Source organism: Butyrivibrio hungatei (genome assembly GCF_001858005.1).
GTDB classification, from domain to species: domain Bacteria; phylum Bacillota; class Clostridia; order Lachnospirales; family Lachnospiraceae; genus Butyrivibrio; species Butyrivibrio hungatei.
In genome coordinates this window covers 462,058-482,421 of the sequence record NZ_CP017831.1, presented here as the reverse complement: position 1 = coordinate 482,421, position 20,364 = coordinate 462,058, and the positions used below count along the sequence as shown (strand labels likewise).

Sequence of the window (20,364 nt, the reverse complement as noted above, 5' to 3'; positions counted from 1 at the left end):
TCACCTACCATTACTATTTATAATTCCGCGAATATATTCGTAAAAAGCTTTACTATAATGAGCTAAATTATAATTTTCACTAATAAAGTCAGCGGATTTTCTTTTTTTGTCTTCAATTGTATATTTGTCTAATCCTAACGCCCAATTTACTGCTTTTTCTACCTCTTCACAACTTGAACTTTGCATTAGATAACCATATTCTTCTATCCCTTCTGGAGCAGTACACGGAGTCACTATTGGAATAATACCGTTTTTCATAGCATTCAATACTGCACCTGAGGGTCCTCCCTCTACACCTGAAGCGCAAATTAAAAAGTCACATTTATCAAATACACTTTTTACTGTTACACTTCCCATTTCATTATAACCATATATCTTTATATTATCTGATAGAAATGGAGAAATCGCTTCCAAAACACCGTCATCAACGGTCCCTAACCAATGTAAATTAAGATCTTTGTGTTTATGAAAATACTGAATTACTGGTCCAATCCCCTTTAATATATTTCCATAACTTGCAATCATAACAAAGTCAGATTTATTTTTCGCGCTTTCTCTAAACTCATATTGGTACTGCTGAGTAGATTGTTCAATGAGTGTTATTTTGCTCCTCAGGTCTTCTGGATAAGTTTGAATCGTGAACTGATTACCTATCTGTAATATATAATCTGCCATTTCTGCCGCATTATTGTCCTCTACAAGTCGCATATAATCTAAATCCGAACTAAAATCCCTATTGAAAGAATCTGTCATCTCCCTAATTTTCTCGTTCCTATATTTATAATATGCACTAGTACCGTAGAACACTTTAATCGCGTTTTCATTTTTCCTACATGCTCTAACAAAATTATTTCCTTCTCCAAATATCATGCTGAAAGGTATGCTTGGTATTTTTTTTCGTGAACAATAATGCATAACCCACACGTTAAATCCCAATTTGCCAAACACATCCGCCATTACCAATACTTCTTGCATATTTTGATGCTGTCTAATGTATTTTTCATCATTTTTATGAAAAAACGGATCTGAAATATATGAAATAAAAATCCAGGGGTACGATTTATCATTCACTATCTTGAACTGTTCCTCATTTCCCCGACTAATCATGACTGCTTTATTAATTATTCTACGAACCAAATTCATTTTTTCACCTTACATAAGAAAAGCTTTTTACTAATTACATATTATTTCTTTTATATCTTGAGCGATTTTTTCAGAGTTATATTTTTCTCGACAATCTTTTGCAATCTTTTCTTTATCATATTTTATATCCACTATTTTTTTCATAGCTTTAGATAAAGCATGCGAATCTTCCATAGGCACAAGTAGTCCATTAGAATCATCTATTATATCCGATGGACCTCCGCACATAGAGGCAATTGCTGGTACACCACAAGCCATTGCTTCAACATATACAATTCCGAAAGTTTCATCTCTGCTTACTAAAACAAAGCAATCACTTTTATGAAGTTCTTCTGCAAATTGCTTTCTTTCATACTTGCCGGTAAAAGTCACATATTCTTGAATTTTCAACTCTTTAGCCAATTGCTTTAAATTTGCCAATTGTGAGCCATCTCCCATAATAGTCAAATGGCTCTTTATTCCTGTGCTTAAGAATTCTGCAAATCCTTGTATCAAAATATCCATGCCTTTACGGTGCTCAATTTGAGCTGCCGAAATAAACCTATATTCCTCGTCCTCCTGCTGAATAGCTTGTGGCAAGTATTTGAAGTTATCTAAATCGACAATATTATGAACCACAGCACACTCAACACCACAATAATCTTTCAACACATGCGATAGAGCATTGCTTACCGCAATGACTTTCGTAGCAGAATTATATGTTGCTTTCATTCTGCCATTTAACTTTCTTCCTAAATCTATAGGCCACACATGCTCAGTGATAAAATAAGAAATACTATTCTGTTTACAATAATCCACAACGGACATAGCCTGCTGACAAGTATGCACATGTATACATTTCGGCTTTCCATAACTTTTTTCGACACTTGCTATAGCTTTTTGAAAACAATAATCCTGAATCTTAAATTTGAATTTAGGAGATAACGGTCCATATGGAAAATTATACTCAAAGACAGGAATGCCATCTTTTATAAATGTACTAATCCCCCACTTTCGCCATTTCTTGATGGACCTTACATCCAGGGCCAAAAATACAACATTTTCCCCAATTTCACGTAGTGCTTTAGTCTGATCAAACTGAAATAGTCCATTAGTAGGCCATTTTTTTGATGGACACCCCCACGAAACCTCTAAAATATAATCATTTTTCATTTTTAATTATCCCATTTTCGTAACTTAGTCTTAACTGCTGCATATCGAACGCTATTCCTTTTTGAATATGAACAAGTGAAGATAAGAATCTATCTTAAAAAAAGCTATCGTAATAAACATAGTTGTAGCTAAGCATGTTAGCAAGTATAAATAATAGCTATACTCATCCCAAATAAACCTAAACCATAGCATTATTACAAAATGAATTAAATAAATATAATAGGAATAATCACCTATTATCGAAAATAGATTCTTATTAATATCTAATCCCATAATGCATGGAATCATCACCGCTGTACCAATCGCGACACAAAGATGCATAATATAACTATTTTGAATAAAAAACGATGCTAAAGCTATCCACACATATGCAAGTAATATTCCAAAAGTATAGAGTCTTCCGTTTTCTTTTTTATTTACATTGCTTGCCATTATATCCATATTTTTCCTAACAACCATCCCTATCGCATACATTGGCAAATACATCAAAAAATTGAAATAAGTTGCGTTGCAAAAAAAACTAGCAATCAGTATAGAAATAAAAGCAAATATTAATCCATTCATTTTGCTACATAACATCGCAATAATTGGTAGCAAAAAAATAAACATCAATTCTATCTTCATTGTCCATAGCGCACCATTTATAGTTGTCGCATCAAATGTTGGAAAAAAAATAAAACCTTTTATAATTTCAGCTATAGACATGCGATTCTGCCACTGCGAGTTAACCCATTCTGTTCCCTTAAGTATATTCCCTCTCCAATTTGTTACTCTGCCAATGATTCCAAAACAGATAGCCCCAAAGTATGCAGGATACAAACGAATGAATCTTTTTTTAACTTCTTTCCAATAATTATTTATATTACTATTAATATAAAAAAATCCACTCAATACAAAAAAAATATCTACCGCCACCGAGCCATTCCAAAGAACTCTAATAGGTGTCTTACTCCAAATACTGATAATATGATTCTCTGTTAAGGGGAATGCTCCAATATAATGCGAGAGAACAACAATTATACATGCAATTCCTCTTAATGACTGAATTCCTTCGTTCTTTTTGCTTTTCATCTTCTCATTCATACACCATTTAATTGACTAAATCCAATCTACACAACCTTGCGTCTCCGCTATTCTTTTCGACAGTATATAGACATTTTTCTTTGATTTCCTCTGAATTATTAAACAGTTGTCCATATCTATCTATGAAATCTTCACTATAGGATTGAATATATACATAGTCATATGTTTCATACAGCTTATCTGAGAATTCTTCACACGTCATCTCAATTCTGCCCAAGTCTTCTCCTCCAATCACATTATAAATGAAATTAGTTTTTGCTGGAAATGCACAGTAATAAAATTCTCTGTTAGCATATCCATAGGCATACTCTTCATCTATGTAATATATCATGTCATCAGAATTTAATGTCACATTACTATTAGTAACAGCAGAGTAGTCTTCTGTATGCCTTTTGAAGTAAAATCCCCAAAGCATTGTTCCGGAATCAGAAATTAAAAGTACCACTATCAGTGCTATAACCATGGTTGTGAGGTTGAGTTTGTCATAATACTTCATTAGTGAATATATCACTATGAATCCCACAACAATTTCCCATGGAATCATATATCTCTCTATTAGACTTTCCTTGTAAAAATTACCTGGTCCAATTGTGCTAATGTGAATAACAAGCATAATAAGTGCATATATGATCATGCTAAATACCACGCTTATACCAACGTACTTAAGACTGCTACCTTTTGCTTTTCTATGAAGTATAGGTACCATGATTATACCAATAAGCAAATATAAACCATATGAAAGCTTAATATATCCATCTTCAATAGAAATTGAACAAAAGCTTTCCATAAATCGTGCTAGTACGATAAAAGCATAGCCATTCCCACGGAACTTGAACATTGTTCCTATGTACATGACTATAGCACCGCCAAATGCAATTGATGCTATATAGATATCTCGCATCTTAGGTGACATCTTCGTAGCCATTTCAATCATTGCAATGATAAATACTGCTATTACAGTACATACTAATGGTATAACAATATAATAGTTGAATCGCACCCATGACAACGTCGATATTGTGGCCGCTATAACGTATCCTATTATCTCAATATATGACTTTCTCTTCTTTTCAAAAAGAGTTATCGTTGCAATCAATATGCTTAATCCAGCAAACACTACGCCCATTCTCTTAACAAGACATATTGCAGCTACTGCAAATAGAGACGCAATATAATAATATTTTTCAGAAGTCTGAGTATATTTGATAACATTCAAAATAATAAAAATAACAAATGCAGCAAGCGCTCCATCCATAAGAATAGTTCTAAAGCCTTCTAGTCCGGAAAGCACAAATAAGCATGGCAAAATAGCTATCATTACCACAAATCGTTTTGCATTTAGCTTCTCACTAATATGTGCAAAGAAAGGCAACACAAGGCTCATGACAAACATGTTATGTGAAACAAAACATATAAATTCAGAATAGCCTCCAGATAATTCAGCATTAAAATAATCCCACAGACACATGAATGGTGGTTGTCCTGCTGTAATTGCACTAGACAGGTCACTGAACATATCCTTAAACTCATAAAAGCCTTTTATCATTAGTCCCCAGCAATAGAAATCATCTGGATGATCATAGCCTCTATTGTATGAATACAGCGCTATCACAAAGAAATATAAGATAAAAGCCAGAGCTCCCCAAGTAATAAATACTTGCCTTGCTTTCGTTTTATCCTTTACTAAGGCTACTAACAAATAGACTATTGATACCACAACCAACGCAATATCTACATAAACACCGATAAGCAAAGAAAAGTTTAAACCTATAGCATATATTATGCTTGTCAAAACGATCATTGCCAATGCCAAGGTTTCCTCAATCTTTTTATTGAATTTACAAGCTATAGCTCCGCCAACTAATGCTGCAGCAATCACTCCCATTACATTTTTCTCCTCTTTTCATCCCTCACACAAAATAAATAATATGCAATAACAACTATCAACATAGTAACCATGCTGAAATATAATGACATTTTCTGTAACTTAGTTCCTGTGTATTTCACCTCTATTTCACCGGTATTACCCGCAGGAACCGTTATTTCTACCAATGCATTACTGCCTTGGCTTACCTCTAGTTTCTCGTTACTATCTTTAAAATATGCCTCATACCCTTTATAAAACAGGAAAGGTACTTCAAAATGAACTTCCTTCTCTAAATTATTCTGTTCAATATTTATAGAAACTACTTCTGACGCTTCGTTAACTTCATATGTGAATTCTACATTATCATCATCAGAAGTTACGGCTCTTTCAATATCTTTTATACTATATGGATCAATCTTCTGAGAAATATATAATATATCCCCTGTTTCAGAACTGTATTCTATATTACTCTGTTTTCCTGTAGCATAAGAAAGCCTTTTGGCACCAAAGTATCCAAAACATACTGCAAGTACATATATTCCAGAAAAAATAGTAATCAGCACCTGAACTCTTGTGAACTTACAATTGTATTCTCTCTGAGTTAATAATATAAATAAAGCCGTCCCAATAACTGCTGCAATTAGATATATTCTCCAGGTGAATTGCATGAAACCAAAGATTGATTCTAGTGGAATCCAGACAAACCTTATTGTCATTGAAACTACAATCCCACAATATATTGCAATCAATATTTTGTCAGTTCTTTTCAGTTCTTTAATCTTTCCTTTTGCAAACATGTATATGAGCACTAATGCAACTGGGATTATCGCTCCCCCAACCTCAGACATAGGAACATCAATACCAGTTACCATCGACAACGCCTTTGCTGCATGCATAGGGATGAATATCCCCAATACATTTTGCGGAATCGATGACAGTTTAGCAGAGGTCTGTGCATAGTATCTATCATTCAACAGCTGTTCTATCATTGGCAATATGTAACCAGCACTAATACATACACATAAGATTGCTGATAGTACTATAGATACCAACACTTTTACTTTTTGATCACTTTTAATAAAATCCACTATAAACCAAACCGTCAAAGCAATAGTGACCAAAACAGTAGAAATTACATGTGAACATACTAATCCAGCCATTCCACATGCAAGAATAATAATTCCTTTTATATTTTGATCACTTTTCATTATGAAGCAGTATCCCAAAATAATTAGTGGAATAAAAAGAAAAGCAAAGGCTTCTCCAATGGAAGCCTTAACAAATAAATCCATCAAAAAATAAGGTTGTGCCGCATATAGAAATGCAACTACAAAGCTAAAGTCCTTGTCCTTATACCATGCCCGTGAGCAGAAATAAGCGCATAAGAACGTCGTCCACAGTAATGTTACAACCATTATCTTGTACGCAATAATTTCACTTAAGCCCAAACTGACTAATAATGCAAATGGATAAAGGAATGTAGCACAATAAAAAATCGGAATAGGATAGCCATAGCCATAGTACACGTCTTTAAACATATATACTGGAAACGTGATATCTCTAGCAATTTCTTTCCCTAATTCACCAATTCTAAGCATGTGAAATGGCATATCGACGCCTATTGGCTCACAGATCCAATAATCCAAACAAAGGAGAAACAAAAAGGCAATTGAAACATATTTAGTTTTATCATCAATAACAGATTTATTGGTCATTATATAGTATTATTTCACCCTCTTGGACTTGCCTTTTTCATATACTACCACTGCAACAGCAACAGTTATAAGCATAGATATAGCGCCCCAAATGTAGACATTAACTACAGCCAATCTTTTGTAGATTGCGTGAACTAAATTGATTACTGGTACATGAATCAGATATGTATAGGCAGAAAGAGTTCCAAACTGAATCAGTTTCTTAATCGCAACATTATCCCATGCTTTTTCTTTGATAAATGATTCAAGAAACGCTAAACCAATTACAAGTCCTGCTGCAGGAATTGTGAAATAGAAACCTGATGAAATCATCCACTTCTGAGCATCAGTAAAGACTACAATCCCAATGTACAAAAGAAGTACAGATATAAAAGCTGATACTGTAGTTAAAGCATATGCCTTTTTCTCTTTACGCCTTATATCTTCCGCCATGTCTCTACTATTGTCAGAATTCATCTTATATGCATACAGGCATCCTAAAATCAAACCTATTGCATAATCTCCAATACGAGATAATGGGTTTTCATACACATACCAGAATGCCCTCTCTGATCCAAGAGTTTTCACAAACAGAAGATTTTCAATTATCACTAATGCATAGATAATCAGCATGAATAATATCATTCTAATTGTAATATTAGTTGATCTTTTATCTGAGAATAATGCCTTGATTCCTTTTAATAGCAATGGTGTCAAAATATAGAAAACCAGCATTGCAGATAAATACCAGGTAACAATGTTATATTCACTAAATATAGCATTTGTAATACCTTCGCTTGGAAACAAATCTGAAATGAGGAATATGTTAGATAGGAGTTTTAACACCGCAACAATAGCACTTGTTGGGAGCTTTGCTATTAACTCTGAAATGTTGCTCATTACATATAATCCAAATGCCACGAAAACCATGACAACATGCAGTGGAAACAGCTTCTTAATTTTCCTGATACCATAATTAAAGCTCACTTTCAAAGAACAATCCAATTCTTTATCGTATCCATGAACTGCGTTAAGAAAACCACTGAGCACAAAAAATATAGCCACTCCCCATCTAGAAAAGGCTCCATCTACTATCAAGCAATGTGATAGAAATATAGTTAAAAAGGCTATTGCCCTGAGAATTTGTAGTGTGTTGAAGTATTGTTTTTCCATATTTTTTTCTCAAATCATTTCATGCATAAGAATGGTTTGATTATCAATTTCTAATCAAACCATCACAACAAATATCCCGCAAAGGAAATCTGATTTTTCTTGATTTCAAAAATTATATTTATTAAATTGCTTATTTAATCCCCACCTAAAATTAGTAATATTTTTACTATTTTTATCATTTTAAAACAAACTTTTATTATATCTCTAACATATCGCTTATCACGCTATATGCAAAAATTTATTTAAAAATATAATCTGTATCCCAATTTAATGCCGTTTCATATGGTTTTCCTGCAACAATAGATGAAATATCTTTATATGTCAGATTAGTTTTCGGTGTACTAGTTGCATTGCCAGTATCCCCCATAGTAAATATTCCCTTAAAGTACATGTAGTTTGCATTATTTTGTCTACTACATGTGATATACCAAGCATTTCCTGTGCCATCATTAAACTGTCCCTTATGAAATCCCCCTTCATAAAGCGTTTTTATCTTTCCATCATCATAATATATAATGATGTACGAATTACCTGAAGAATCCTCATAATACCCATCTTTTGTGTTCCCATGGTACCTTGCCAATAAGCAACTACTTATTCCATTCTTTATTTCTTCAGGGGTAACCAAATCTTCTTCTCGTAAATTAGACACGTCTATTCTTGATTGAATATACCCAGCATTCTCATATTTCCATGTATCACCAGTGTTATAACCATCAACTATTTCTCTACACGAATAAACGCAACAACCATTTTCTATAAACACCTGCTCATATTTTAATCTTACGCCATTATCATAGTATGCCTTAGTTGAATTAACCAAATCTCCATTCAAGTAACAGTTTATCAAACAGTCCCCTTGCCATTTTCCTTCATCAGAAAATTGACCAAAAAAATACACGTCATATCCATTTTCTGAATAATAAAGAACCACCCGTTTATCAATCAAATTTTCAAAAGTATATTTCTCTCCAGAATTATCTACTGCGACTATGTCTTTTTTTGAATAAGCAAATGTTTTGTTATTTTCACTATCATCACTAGATATTGCGTTATTTATCATCCCATAAGATAACGTGCTAGAGGCCAAATATAGTACAGAATCATCAGACTCAAAGTTATCATTTTTCTCTAAATCCTCATTCTTTTTTTGATCATCGTAATCTTCTATATTTTCACATTTTAATTGACTAATTTTATTTCTATATTCTTCGGCATCTTTATAATATCCCAACTCATCGAAATACATTATCGCTTCATCATATTTTTTATTTTGATATAGTTCAACCGCTTTTTCATATTTTTTTTCAATCATAAAAATCGACACGCAAAAAAGAATGGCAGATACCACAAATACCGAAATAATATAAAAAGCAAAACGGCTCTTCATAATTGTTTTTTTCATAGTCAATCCTCACACCAGGACAAAACAAGTCCAATAACAAAATTGCACAATATTGCAATCATCGACACACGTCTTATATTCACCATCCCGATAATACTTAATGGCACTGAAGATACTCCATAAAAAGTACAATACACAACAATAATAAACACCCAACACAGCAAACACCATAAGAGCAGTAATGTCCATAGTATCGGATATACTTTCCCTTTTACTTTTAGGACTTGAGCCCAAACTCCAGTAACAACTGAAAAAGCCAGCATCACCAAATCAGAAGTAAAATTATTAATATCAAAGTCACATAAAAAATACTTATGCATAGCCATAGTCACAATAATAGGGGCATCTATCATAACATTCGAAATTATCACCCAATAAAGTAAAATATTATTTATTTTGTCGCCTATAGAATTCTTTCTATTTGTAGCCTCCACCTTTAGCCCCCACCATAATAAACTCTACTGAATATTATATAATTATTATCATGTCTTTAGTTCTTACATAATCATATCTGTATAATACACGATACAATCATACAAAGTCTTTTCTAAATCAAATCCATAACGATTTAAAATCTTATGTCTCATTGTACACATTATATCATTCACCTGCATTCTATTCTCTTCATTCACATATTCTTACAGTCAGCCGCATCTCGTTGTTATTACATATATACATGCTGCAAGTGCATCAACGTAAACAATTTCAAACATCTCTTATTGACCAGGAAAAACAATGCTATCAATTTTGCTAGCTTTACGCAAAATCAGACCAAATATTTGAACCTCTAAGAGTAATCTTGTCAAATATACCTAATGAATTGGCTGACACTTTTATATCAGTAGGTTCTGGACCGTCACCCATGATTGTGAGATAAGTGTCTTTGTAGCCTGTATCTGAAAGGTCTTTTGCCACTTCTAGGAACTAGGCATAGGCCTTTACGAGAACATATTACTGTTCCTCTGCTATGTACCAGACATAGCTATCTATCTTGTCTTGCTCGTAATCGCCAGACTCTACGATGTGGGTGTAGAGGGTGGGATAATCTTTGAGGTTTACGCGGTTGTAGCCATTCTTGTCATAGAATCTGAGAGCGCGTTTGTTCTCGAAATCGACGCACCAGTATATCTGGCGAAGGTGAAGGTCTTTGAAGCCTTTGTTTAGAATCTGTTTCATAGCTTCGATGGAGTAGCCTTTACCTGTTGCGCAACGACGGATGACGATGCCGAACTCTGCTATTGCGAGGATGGTGTCGATGTCTTTGAGGCTGGCGGTGCCGAGGTAGGTGCCTTCGGAGGTGTTGGCTTCACGGAGCGCTATGGCTAAGTGAAGGTTGTTTTTGTCATTCTGTGCTTTTTTTATGAAGTTCTCACAATTCTCGATTGTCATAGAACTGAAGTCTTTGTGAAGGTCTTTTACCAGCTCTTGATCGTGCATCCACTCAAGCATGAGGGGAGCGTCGGAAAGGGTAAGAGGACGTAGAGTTATCACAATAATTTACTCCTTTACTGTAGTACCACAAACTTTAATGAAGGCAAAACATTATACACCTTTTCTATCAATTTTTGCTCTCCTATAAGTGAAATTATATTTGAGATTAGTTCTCCTTCTGCTTCCGTATCTTTGCAATATACAGTCACATTAGTAAATTCTGCCCCAATATACTTGCCTAATATATCTTTATCTGTCACATCTAAAGAATGTCCAAAAACACTTATCGAAGAATATGCTCTAAAAATCCTGCTACTATTCATTACTAAATTCTTTTCTCTTTCATAGTTATCTTGCATTTGTGAATACCAAAGATTATTTTCTTCACCAGTCCCAAAAACTATTCTTTGAGCAAATTTCTTAAAAATAGTGTATTTATTCTTGGTATAAATATCATTATCATTTTCCCAATATTCGTCTATACCTAGTACAAGATTACATTTTTTCAGTCCCAAATCATAATCTTTATCTGATGGCAAATAAGCTTTATCAAAAGCTTCTCCATGAATATAAGTCACTGGAACTCTATCATCATATATTCTAGAGAACGTGTTAGAATAATTAAAACTAACAACATGATCCACATTCATCTGTTTAATCTTTGGATTCACTTTACATTCTATCTTTGAGACAAAATGAGAAATGTATATTTCTAGCGCTCTGGTAAGTCTACGCAAATCTTGATATAATCGCTTCCTTACATCTTTAATAGAAAAGTGAATCATTTTCTTTTGTAGCAGTAACTCGTCAAATATAGATAGCTTACTTTCATACTTCGTAAATTCACCATTTCGCAGTGTCATGTCAAGACGATTAGTAATAATCTCATAGTTTTCGCTAATATCTACTTCAGTTTCATCAAAGTACTTAATTATATCTCTTATTTCACTTTCAAAATCGATCCAATTTACCCCTTTTATGAGCTTACCTTCGATTATTTTCAAAAAATATTCGTACCATATATTATCATCTAAGCGTTCAGCATATTCTTCCAAATATGCATTATGCTCAACATCTCTAGTTTGAAATGTTTTATATATCTCATCTTTCACATATTTAGGAAAGGCAATCTTCTCTAAATGCTCACTACAAAACTCGGCAATTTTCTGTTTGTCATATGTATATATTTGCTTAACTATTTTACTAAAATCAAGAAAATCATTATACCCAGTCGGAAGACCATGCGCCAAATCAAAGCCATTTCCAATAATCAGAACATTCATTGCGTTTTCCTCTTATATATTAACATTTTACTCCTTCACTAATCAGCCAAGATTTGAAATCGCTGTAGGGAAAAAGCTTTTGTCCCATAAATCCCTGATAGTAATGATTCCACTCTTTACACACAAATAGTTTTCCTTTAGCATCAATCATTTTTCTTGAGCCAAGATTATTGTCATTTTCACTAAACACGATAAGATAATTTTCTAAAAGATATAGCCCCGCCAATGCATTTAAAACCATTTCTAAATTTGCTCTCTTATAAACTGGAACGCCTTTTTCATTTTTCTTTTCTCTATCGTGCTTTATACCATTATATATCTTCCACCATTTTGGGCTAGAATCACCTTCCCATGAAGCAAAAGGTTTAAGCTCGATATTTCTAAAAGGTATTTCCACCGTATTTTCAAACAGCACTGGCAAATACTCTTTTGCAAAAATGTAGTAGTCTGAAATTCCTTCATATTTCTTTTTACATGCATTTCTTGCGATAATCTTAAATATAGAATCCACCTCACTACATATCGATTGAAGTAGCCAATTATATCTTGTAGAAAAAGTAGCAAAATTAATTGAATCAATAGCAACATATTTTTCTGTATCTAAAAATGTATCCTCTATTTCTCTATAGTACGAATAATATTGATTATCTACAGTCATTTCCAGCTCCTTCCAAAAGCTCTTTTGCCAAATCAATATCACACTCCACGTAGCTTCCTAACCACATCTCCCACATGACTCTTTATTGTATAGAACCAGAAATATGATTTTGGAATCTGATGATATTCCAGTTGAAGTTTCAGTGTTTCTCTGTAGCCAAGGTTTGATCCTGACATGCCGCCAGCTCTCATGTTGGCAATCATCTCATAATTGGTTGAGAACGTGGTCTTGCCTTCGGAATATCTTTTTAACATCCAATCATAATCTGAGGATGAGCGATACTTGAGGTCGAAAGTTCCTAAGTCTTCGTAGGTTGCTTTGGTTACGAAGCATGAAGGATGGCAGATCATGTGCTGCAGCATGAACTCGTGGCTGTAGAACTGGATTTCACTTATCTTTTCGTCCTGATAGATTCTGATCATGCCATAGACGATTTCATACTTCTGGTGCTGATATGTCTTGAGGGTCTTTTCGATGGCATCTGGCTCGTACCAGTCATCAGAGTTAATTATTCCGACGAGTTCGCCAGTGGCCAGGACTATGCCCTTGTTCATGGCGTCGTAGATGCCGTTATCTTTCTCTGATACGATTCTGACTTCGTATGGAGCTTTTTCTTTGTATTCATTTACGATGGCGAGGGTGTCATCAGTAGACTTGCCGTCGACGATGATGTGCTCGAGGTTTGTATAGTTCTGGGCCAGGACAGAGTTTAATGTGTCACGGACGGTCTTGGCACTGTTGTAGGTTGGGGTAATTATTGAGATTTTTGGTGTTGGGTTCATATTTATATCCTTTTGTTATATCTAATTTGGTTTTGGTATAAATGAATAAAGCGGCGCAAATGCGCCGCTTCAATTATACTATTTTGCGGATGGTGGGGCAAACTTTCTAGATCCTTTTATTACTACATCGTCGGGTATCTTTCCATGCTTATGGCAAATACTATATCGCAATAAAATGATTTAGTTCACTATACACTTAAATTCAATATTCCCTGTTCCAGTTCTTTCAATGAGTTCATCTTGCCCTATTACTTTTATTAAATTTTTGATTATATCAACATATGCTTTCTTGTTATGATAATAAATCAATGTGTGGACATTATCATGGAGCATTAGATTTCTAAAAACATCCCTATCACTCTCGCCCAACGAATGACCAAAAACAACTATTTCATAACGAATCCCTTGACTTTCCATATCCATTTGTCTTCTTTTATAGATATCTGTCAATATGGTATAATCCAATATCTTGTACCTATCTATACATTCCAATTGAATCCCATCTTTTAGTGTAATATCTTTCGCTTGCTTTTGAGCTTCATCCTCGACAATTATTTCTCTTGCCCAAATATCATGTTTTCTGGAACACATATAAGCAATTCTCTGATAATATTTTTTAAAATCGACAAACATTATGTTATGGTTCTTGTTTTCATCGTCTAGATATTCATCTATACCAAGTACCATATTATTATCTTCTGTCATGTACGTCTTGGCTTCTCCATGAATATAACTATATTCTACATCTTCCAAATCCTGACCATAGGTTTTCTCGAATGTGTTTGTATAATTAAAATTTAGTATCTTCACAGGAGCTAATTTACAGATTTCATTTATGCAGGTATTCACTGGTAATTTCATAACATATCTTGACAGATATAGCCCAAGCATAAACCTCACTCCATCCAAATCTTCTTTTAAAAGCCCAACAATAGTCTTTGTTGAAAGCGTTTTCCCTCTACCAGATATATAGTTTACTAAATCTGATAAATTCCTATCTAGAAATGTTTTGTTGTTAATCACTTGGTTATACTCATAATTCCTTACAACCGAATCTATCTTTTTTATAACTACAGATATCTCATCCTCAAAGTCTATCCACCCCTCTTTTAACGTCTTACAATTAAAAAAATGGCTTAGCCAGTAGTTGTAATGAGTAACTCTTTTTATTTTCCCCCTCAATTCGACAATTTCTTGAGAATTATTCTTATTTCCCTTTGCATCTATAAAGTCAGCAATAACAAGCTTTACAATACGTTCATCGACTTCTAATTCCCTAAATCGACTAACATCTGTATATCCACTATCTAAATAGTCTTTTAATGCTATTACAAAACGAAGAAAATGAACATAACTAGTTGGTAAATTATGCGCTAGGTCAAATCCATTTCCCAATATCAAAATTATCTCCTTATAAGATTCTTTTATACTCATGCATATCCCCCTTTATTGTTTTAATACTCTCCTCAAATTTAAGCCTAATTATCAGTTTGTTACTTCTATGACGTTTTAAGCTCCTTCTTCAAGGACATCAGCGCTTCGTAATTTACCGCTGTCTCGAAAACGTTATTATAGAACTGCTTACTCTTTAAGAGTTCTGATCTGACATCATAGTCTTTGTACATGTTATGGATATTGACCTTTTTATCTGCCTTGGTGATGTAGATATTATCCTGTCTGCCAAAGAGGTCCAATAATTCGCAGTAGTGAGTTGAAAATATAAGCGTTGAGTTATATTTGTTAACGCTCTTGTCTTTATAAAGGCTAATGATGTTCTCTACAAGAGTCTTATGGAAGTGATTCTCCACTTCATCAATGATGAGATCATCGCCTTCAAGCAAAGTCAGCACAACCAGTGTATATAGTAGTAGTCCCTTTGTTGTTCCGTTTGATAATCGTGAATATAGCTCTTTATCCGACAAAGTCTCAGTCTTGCCGCATGATGTGAGCTTGAAGTTGCTATCATCTACCATCTTGAGGCTAGTAATGTTCTCATCAAAGATTCGGATGATGTTCATGAGCACTCTATCTGGCATATCTATTATTTTCTGCGCCATGAATGCCGCTTTGTAAATGCCACATCCAAGATCAAAGCTACCGTAATAGAACGCCCTTCTACTGAGCTTTTTCATGACAAAAAATACGCTGGATGTATCCTCTGGAAGTTTTCCCTCCAATGGATATTCTTCATAGCCTTCTTCATCAAATATGCTATTTACGTTTGTTTTATAGTACTTCTTGTATGTGATCTTCTGCTCAGCAAAAAGAACTTTGTCGCTGATTTCATCTTCTTTTAACTTAGTCTGATATTTGTAGATATTGCCCTCATGATAAAAATATATGGTTAGCTTTACGCCGTCTAAACTGTATTCCTTCTTGTTTACGCGAAATGTCCCTAGTATGTCATAGCAAACGCTGAGAAGGTCTAACACGGAAGTCTTACCAGAAGCGTTTTTTCCCACAACTCCAATAGTAGAAAAGACAAAGAGTCCATCAGCAATTTCCTGTAATTCATATTCTTTATCTTCAGCTGTTTTCCTGGCTGTTGGAATGTAGCTTATTTCAAAATCATCTGCGCAGTTTTTAAATCCAGAAGCGATTACTTTTAATATTTTCATGAGTTTTATCTCCCTTCTGAGTATATTTTACAATACCAAGCAGTTTAAAACAACTTTTTTGTTTGAAACTGCTTAGAGAGTTTTAAAAAAGAGCTTTTGGAAGCATCCAAAAGCTCTATAATACGATAAAGTCACTTTATTTTCCCAGGTATACTAATCTTCACTTTTATCAACTGGTTTAATCATAAGATTGTCCGCTATAGCCGATTTCTTTGAAAACTTCAACGTACTATAACCAACGATGCTAAAAACAACCGCCCCTACAAGATTTACCATCAGATCCTTCATTGTATCGATAATGCCGATATCAAGATATCCACCATTTACAGCATATGTTTTACCATCAGCTGTGTTTATTACAGTATCAGTGATGTCCCTGATTACAAAAGGCATCCCACTATTGTTGGGATCAAGTGTCACTGAACCAATTTTCTGCACTATAAAATCCTTTTGCATATCAAGGGCAAAAAACTGATCCATAGTAAACTCAAAGAATTCCCATATTACTCCTACTGTCATGGAAAAGCAGAAGGCTACCAAGGTCAGATAAAACGGTGATAGATTAAAATGTTTACTCCCGCGATTTAACAGATAAATGAGTGAAAAGCCTATTGCAGCACACAAAAATCCATTGATAGTGTGGAGCATGGTATCCCAACCGGGAATAATCACATAATAATGATCTACCTCTCCGAGAATTTCCGCAGCATAGATGAATCCAAAAATGATAGCCTGAAAAAGCGGTGGAAACTCTATCTTCATCTGCTTTTGCAAAAATGCCGGCAGTAAAAACAGCAATAAAGATAAAACACATATTGCTGCGCTTTCATAATTTCTGGTAAAAATGCGCCTTATAAGTGTAAGGATTACCAGTCCTCGCAAAACGAGGTAAAAAATAAAGGTTCTCTTATTCTGTTTGTAGCTGTTTACAAGGGAATTTTTATAATCGAGTATCTTCATTTTCCTGTTCCTTACGCCTCCTCTTTTCCACCAACCAAGAACCTATCATCGTAATCCCAAACGCTATGACACTCCAAACCCAAATATTAACATCTCCAACCTTGCTATACACTCCATGAACCAGGTTGATCACGGGAACGTGAATCAGGAATGCATATTGGGAAATTGTTCCCAGGTATAGTACCTTTTCTGTAACCGCCTTTATAGCTTTGCCTGAATCAAGTAGCTTACTGATCTTATCTTCTGTCTTGGCAAGGAAATAGATGAGGATTGCTGTAGGGATAGTGAAATAGAATCCTGTTGAAACGATCCACTTATTATCTCCTGATAAAACAGAAGTACCCAGGTAAATGAATGCGCAGGACACCAATATGGACAAAACTACTGCTGTGACTGCAAGCTTACTGTTTTCCTTAATGTCTTTTCCATGCTGCGAATGCAGGTATATGTATCCTAATTGTAGAGCTATTAGATAGTCGCCTATTCTGGATATTGGAGACTCATATGTATAGAGGAAAGCTTCTGATGGTCCAAGCTCTTTTACCAAGGTTAGATTAATGACTATTGTCACCAGGTATATAACCAGCGAGACTATAATGGGCCTGCTCCAGAAGTAATTACTGCTCTTGTTGTCATATAGCCTATGCATTAGCCCCATGAATAGTGGTGTCAGAATAAAGAGTAGCAAGCTTAGTGATAAATACCAGGTAACTATATTGTATTCGCTAAATACGTTGTACCACCAGCCGCTCTTTGGGCCCCAGTCAGACACCAGAAAGATGTTTGATAATATCTTAAGGCTCTCTGTCACGGTCCTGGACTTGAAGTTCTGCATAATCTCTGTTCTGAAGCTATACATATAGAGCCCAAGGGCTACTACCAGCATCACAAGGTGCAGGGGATAGAGCTTTTTTATTTTCCTTGTGGCATATTTCCAGGAGCTGCGTACATCTGCCTTTATATCTTTTTCATATCCGTGAAGTGCGTTCAGGAAGCCACTTAGCATGAGGAATACTGTGATGCTCCATCTGGAGAAGGTATCGTCCAGTACTGTCACGTGGAAGAAGAATATGGATAAGAACGCAAGGGCTCTTAGTATTTGAAGGGATTTGAAGTATTTATGGGTCATGGTTTTTTCCTATAAGTGTTTGTTGATGGTGGGTAACTCACTGTATTTTAATTCATTACTGTCATATACCTCTCCAGCACGTTTGCCAAATTTGAAACACCATTCTTAAATTTTGTTCCATGCATTTTCTCCGGCTTCAACGTAGTAATAAGTTCCTTTTTACTATACTCTTCCGCCGTTTTCTTTTTCTCATCATCAGGAACTTTTTGGCCAACAAAAACTCTTTCTATGTCCTTGCAGAACCATACGAATTCAAAGCCTTTATCTCTACAATATTGCTCTTCAGCCTCGATCCTATCCTTATCACGTGGTTCAATATCATAATCATCGCAATCAAAACAATATATAACTACAGTGTCTCCCTTTGCGATTTTCTTATAATCTGAAATCTTCTTTTGAACCATTCGTTCAAACTTAGGTGTGTTATACTTCCCTTTTCCACCCATATAAAGCTTTTCAAACCTTATTTCTGCTTTGTCGTATGTACAATAAGTATCTATAAAGTTTTTGATATATATCCAGTCAGAATTACACTGTTTATCAGTTTCAACACAAAATAATAGCTGGCGCCCCATCTATCAAGCATCCTCCTCTTCAAAGAGTCCGAGGAAATCTATCGCCTCTATATTGAAAGGAGATCCCTCAACCATTCCTTCACGATATAACTTTGCCGCAGAATAGTTGCCATTATTTACCCAGCTATATACCTTATGGTTAACAGAGATGAAATCAATTGACTTTTTGTTCTTCTGAAGTACGCTCATTGGTCCAACATTATGAGTTGTAAATATAAGCTGTCCTTCTCCATACTCCATCAAGTATTCCAACAAAGCGCAGAGATATACATCATGAAGATTCGAATCAAACTCGTCAATGAAAACTATATCTCCATTAACCATTCGCTTAAAATACATGTACAGTTCTATAAGTTTCTTTATACCCGTACTTTCAAACTCTGTATTTACACTATAGCCGTCATAACGCATATTTAGCCTGCATGCATAGGAGTCATGATCTTCTTTTGCATCTATATCGATAGCTACTAGGTCATCTTTAAACTTCTTCAAAAACTTCTCAAGTTGACCAACAGCTCTTTTATATTCAGAGAACTGTTCCTTATGAACAAGAGTAGTACTAGGAAATAGGTAATTATATGTATCACTTCTCTCAATCTGCAAATAATTACCTAGTGCTTTTCTTACCTCTTCTTGCTTGTTATCTGCTTGATCTGCATCTTCAAAGCATAGATACTGCAAGTGTTTATCACTATCATCAAGATATACGCTTATATGTCCTCCCAAAAGTTCAAGTATCATCAAAGACAAAAAGACTACATCCGCCTTATCCACATCGTTATTCAGCATTTCTTCAGTGATTGCGTATGAGTTTAATTTCGCATAGAAAATAGATGCTAGTGTGGATTTATTCAAAAGATTCTTAGTAGTATCAACCAACTCCTTCTTAAAATCCTCATCTACCAAATCATCCAAATACGTAATTTCACCATTTTCAACTGTTACAACTGTCTTGTATTCACTATTTCTTGATAGCGCCTTTCTCTGTTCTATCTGTTCACGAGAAATGTAGTATCCGTACTCGTTTTTAGAAATAGTAACATCATATAGATATGTATTTTTTAGTGTCTTAAGATCAACAAGAAACTCTGTAGCTATATGCAAAGTGTCATTTGATTTATTTATCAATTCGCTCAAATGCTTTTGTACTAGCGGATTCATCAGATAGTTTGGCTGTGAGATCAAACCCTTAAGGATTTTTACAGAAGTAATGATTCCTGTCTTTCCAGTTCCATTCATTCCATAAATACCTTTTACATGATATTTTTTTGTATCGTCATCCTTGGAGACATTTTTCTTGTAAAAAGAAATTTTTAAATCATCTTTTATACATTTAATGCCACCTACTTCATAACTAATCAAAAATAAGTTTTTCATTTTTATTATCCTTATTATTTTGTGTTTTAATGCT

The 20,364-nt window shown here is 34.4% G+C and carries 19 protein-coding genes; all 19 read right to left on the bottom strand.

From position 1 onward, the window contains the following. The gene (locus bhn_RS02695; protein ID WP_071175248.1) at positions 1-1,143 is read right to left on the bottom strand and encodes a glycosyltransferase; all 1,143 of its coding nucleotides are present in this window, start codon (positions 1,141-1,143) and stop codon (positions 1-3) included. Between the two features lie 30 nt (positions 1,144-1,173). After that, on the bottom strand, positions 1,174-2,295 hold the full coding sequence (locus bhn_RS02690; protein ID WP_071175247.1) for a glycosyltransferase: 1,122 nt from the start codon (positions 2,293-2,295) through the stop codon (positions 1,174-1,176). A gap of 51 nt (positions 2,296-2,346) precedes the next feature. Continuing rightward, positions 2,347-3,378, bottom strand: a complete 1,032-nt coding sequence (locus tag bhn_RS02685; RefSeq protein WP_071175246.1) for an acyltransferase family protein — start codon at positions 3,376-3,378, stop codon at positions 2,347-2,349. 7 nt (positions 3,379-3,385) lie between these two features. Then, the gene (locus bhn_RS02680) at positions 3,386-5,263 is read right to left on the bottom strand and encodes a hypothetical protein (protein ID WP_071175245.1); all 1,878 of its coding nucleotides are present in this window, start codon (positions 5,261-5,263) and stop codon (positions 3,386-3,388) included. Next, a complete protein-coding gene (locus tag bhn_RS02675) occupies positions 5,263-6,960 on the bottom strand; it encodes a glycosyltransferase family protein (RefSeq protein WP_071175244.1) in 1,698 nt (565 codons plus the stop codon). Before bhn_RS02675 ends, bhn_RS02680 begins: the two co-directional genes overlap by 1 nt. Positions 6,961-6,969: 9 nt before the next feature. Beyond that, complete coding sequence (locus bhn_RS02670) at positions 6,970-8,112, bottom strand: acyltransferase family protein (protein WP_083385651.1); 1,143 nt, start codon at positions 8,110-8,112, stop codon at positions 6,970-6,972. 238 nt (positions 8,113-8,350) lie between these two features. Beyond that, complete coding sequence (locus tag bhn_RS02665; RefSeq protein ID WP_071175242.1) at positions 8,351-9,517, bottom strand: outer membrane protein assembly factor BamD; 1,167 nt, start codon at positions 9,515-9,517, stop codon at positions 8,351-8,353. A gap of 2 nt (positions 9,518-9,519) precedes the next feature. Next, positions 9,520-9,951 carry a hypothetical protein gene (locus bhn_RS02660; protein WP_071175241.1) on the bottom strand — a complete coding sequence of 144 codons (432 nt, stop codon included), beginning with the start codon at positions 9,949-9,951 and terminating at the stop codon, positions 9,520-9,522. A 322-nt stretch (positions 9,952-10,273) separates the two neighbouring features. Then, a complete protein-coding gene (locus tag bhn_RS15540) occupies positions 10,274-10,432 on the bottom strand; it encodes a glycosyltransferase (RefSeq protein WP_148661896.1) in 159 nt (52 codons plus the stop codon). Positions 10,433-10,468: 36 nt separating this feature from the next. Continuing rightward, positions 10,469-11,008: a GNAT family N-acetyltransferase gene (locus bhn_RS02655; protein WP_071175240.1), complete on the bottom strand. Its 540-nt coding sequence runs from the start codon at positions 11,006-11,008 to the stop codon at positions 10,469-10,471. Between the two features lie 14 nt (positions 11,009-11,022). Then, positions 11,023-12,231 carry an AbiH family protein gene (locus tag bhn_RS02650; protein WP_071175239.1) on the bottom strand — a complete coding sequence of 403 codons (1,209 nt, stop codon included), beginning with the start codon at positions 12,229-12,231 and terminating at the stop codon, positions 11,023-11,025. 19 nt (positions 12,232-12,250) lie between these two features. After that, on the bottom strand, positions 12,251-12,889 hold the full coding sequence (locus bhn_RS02645; RefSeq protein ID WP_071175238.1) for a hypothetical protein: 639 nt from the start codon (positions 12,887-12,889) through the stop codon (positions 12,251-12,253). A gap of 38 nt (positions 12,890-12,927) precedes the next feature. After that, a complete protein-coding gene (locus bhn_RS02640; protein ID WP_071175237.1) occupies positions 12,928-13,671 on the bottom strand; it encodes a glycosyltransferase family 2 protein in 744 nt (247 codons plus the stop codon). A 180-nt stretch (positions 13,672-13,851) separates the two neighbouring features. After that, positions 13,852-15,105 (bottom strand): AbiH family protein, encoded by a 1,254-nt coding sequence (locus bhn_RS02635; protein WP_071175236.1) that lies wholly within the window; start codon positions 15,103-15,105, stop codon positions 13,852-13,854. Between the two features lie 65 nt (positions 15,106-15,170). Then, complete coding sequence (locus tag bhn_RS02630; RefSeq protein ID WP_071175235.1) at positions 15,171-16,289, bottom strand: AAA family ATPase; 1,119 nt, start codon at positions 16,287-16,289, stop codon at positions 15,171-15,173. A gap of 153 nt (positions 16,290-16,442) precedes the next feature. After that, a complete protein-coding gene (locus tag bhn_RS02625) occupies positions 16,443-17,249 on the bottom strand; it encodes a hypothetical protein (protein WP_071175234.1) in 807 nt (268 codons plus the stop codon). After that, complete coding sequence (locus tag bhn_RS02620) at positions 17,230-18,378, bottom strand: acyltransferase family protein (protein WP_071175233.1); 1,149 nt, start codon at positions 18,376-18,378, stop codon at positions 17,230-17,232. Before bhn_RS02620 ends, bhn_RS02625 begins: the two co-directional genes overlap by 20 nt. 47 nt (positions 18,379-18,425) lie before the next feature. Beyond that, positions 18,426-18,953 (bottom strand): hypothetical protein, encoded by a 528-nt coding sequence (locus tag bhn_RS02615; protein WP_071175232.1) that lies wholly within the window; start codon positions 18,951-18,953, stop codon positions 18,426-18,428. 3 nt (positions 18,954-18,956) lie between these two features. Continuing rightward, positions 18,957-20,330 (bottom strand): AAA family ATPase, encoded by a 1,374-nt coding sequence (locus bhn_RS02610; RefSeq protein ID WP_071175231.1) that lies wholly within the window; start codon positions 20,328-20,330, stop codon positions 18,957-18,959. Positions 20,331-20,364 lie beyond the last annotated feature (34 nt).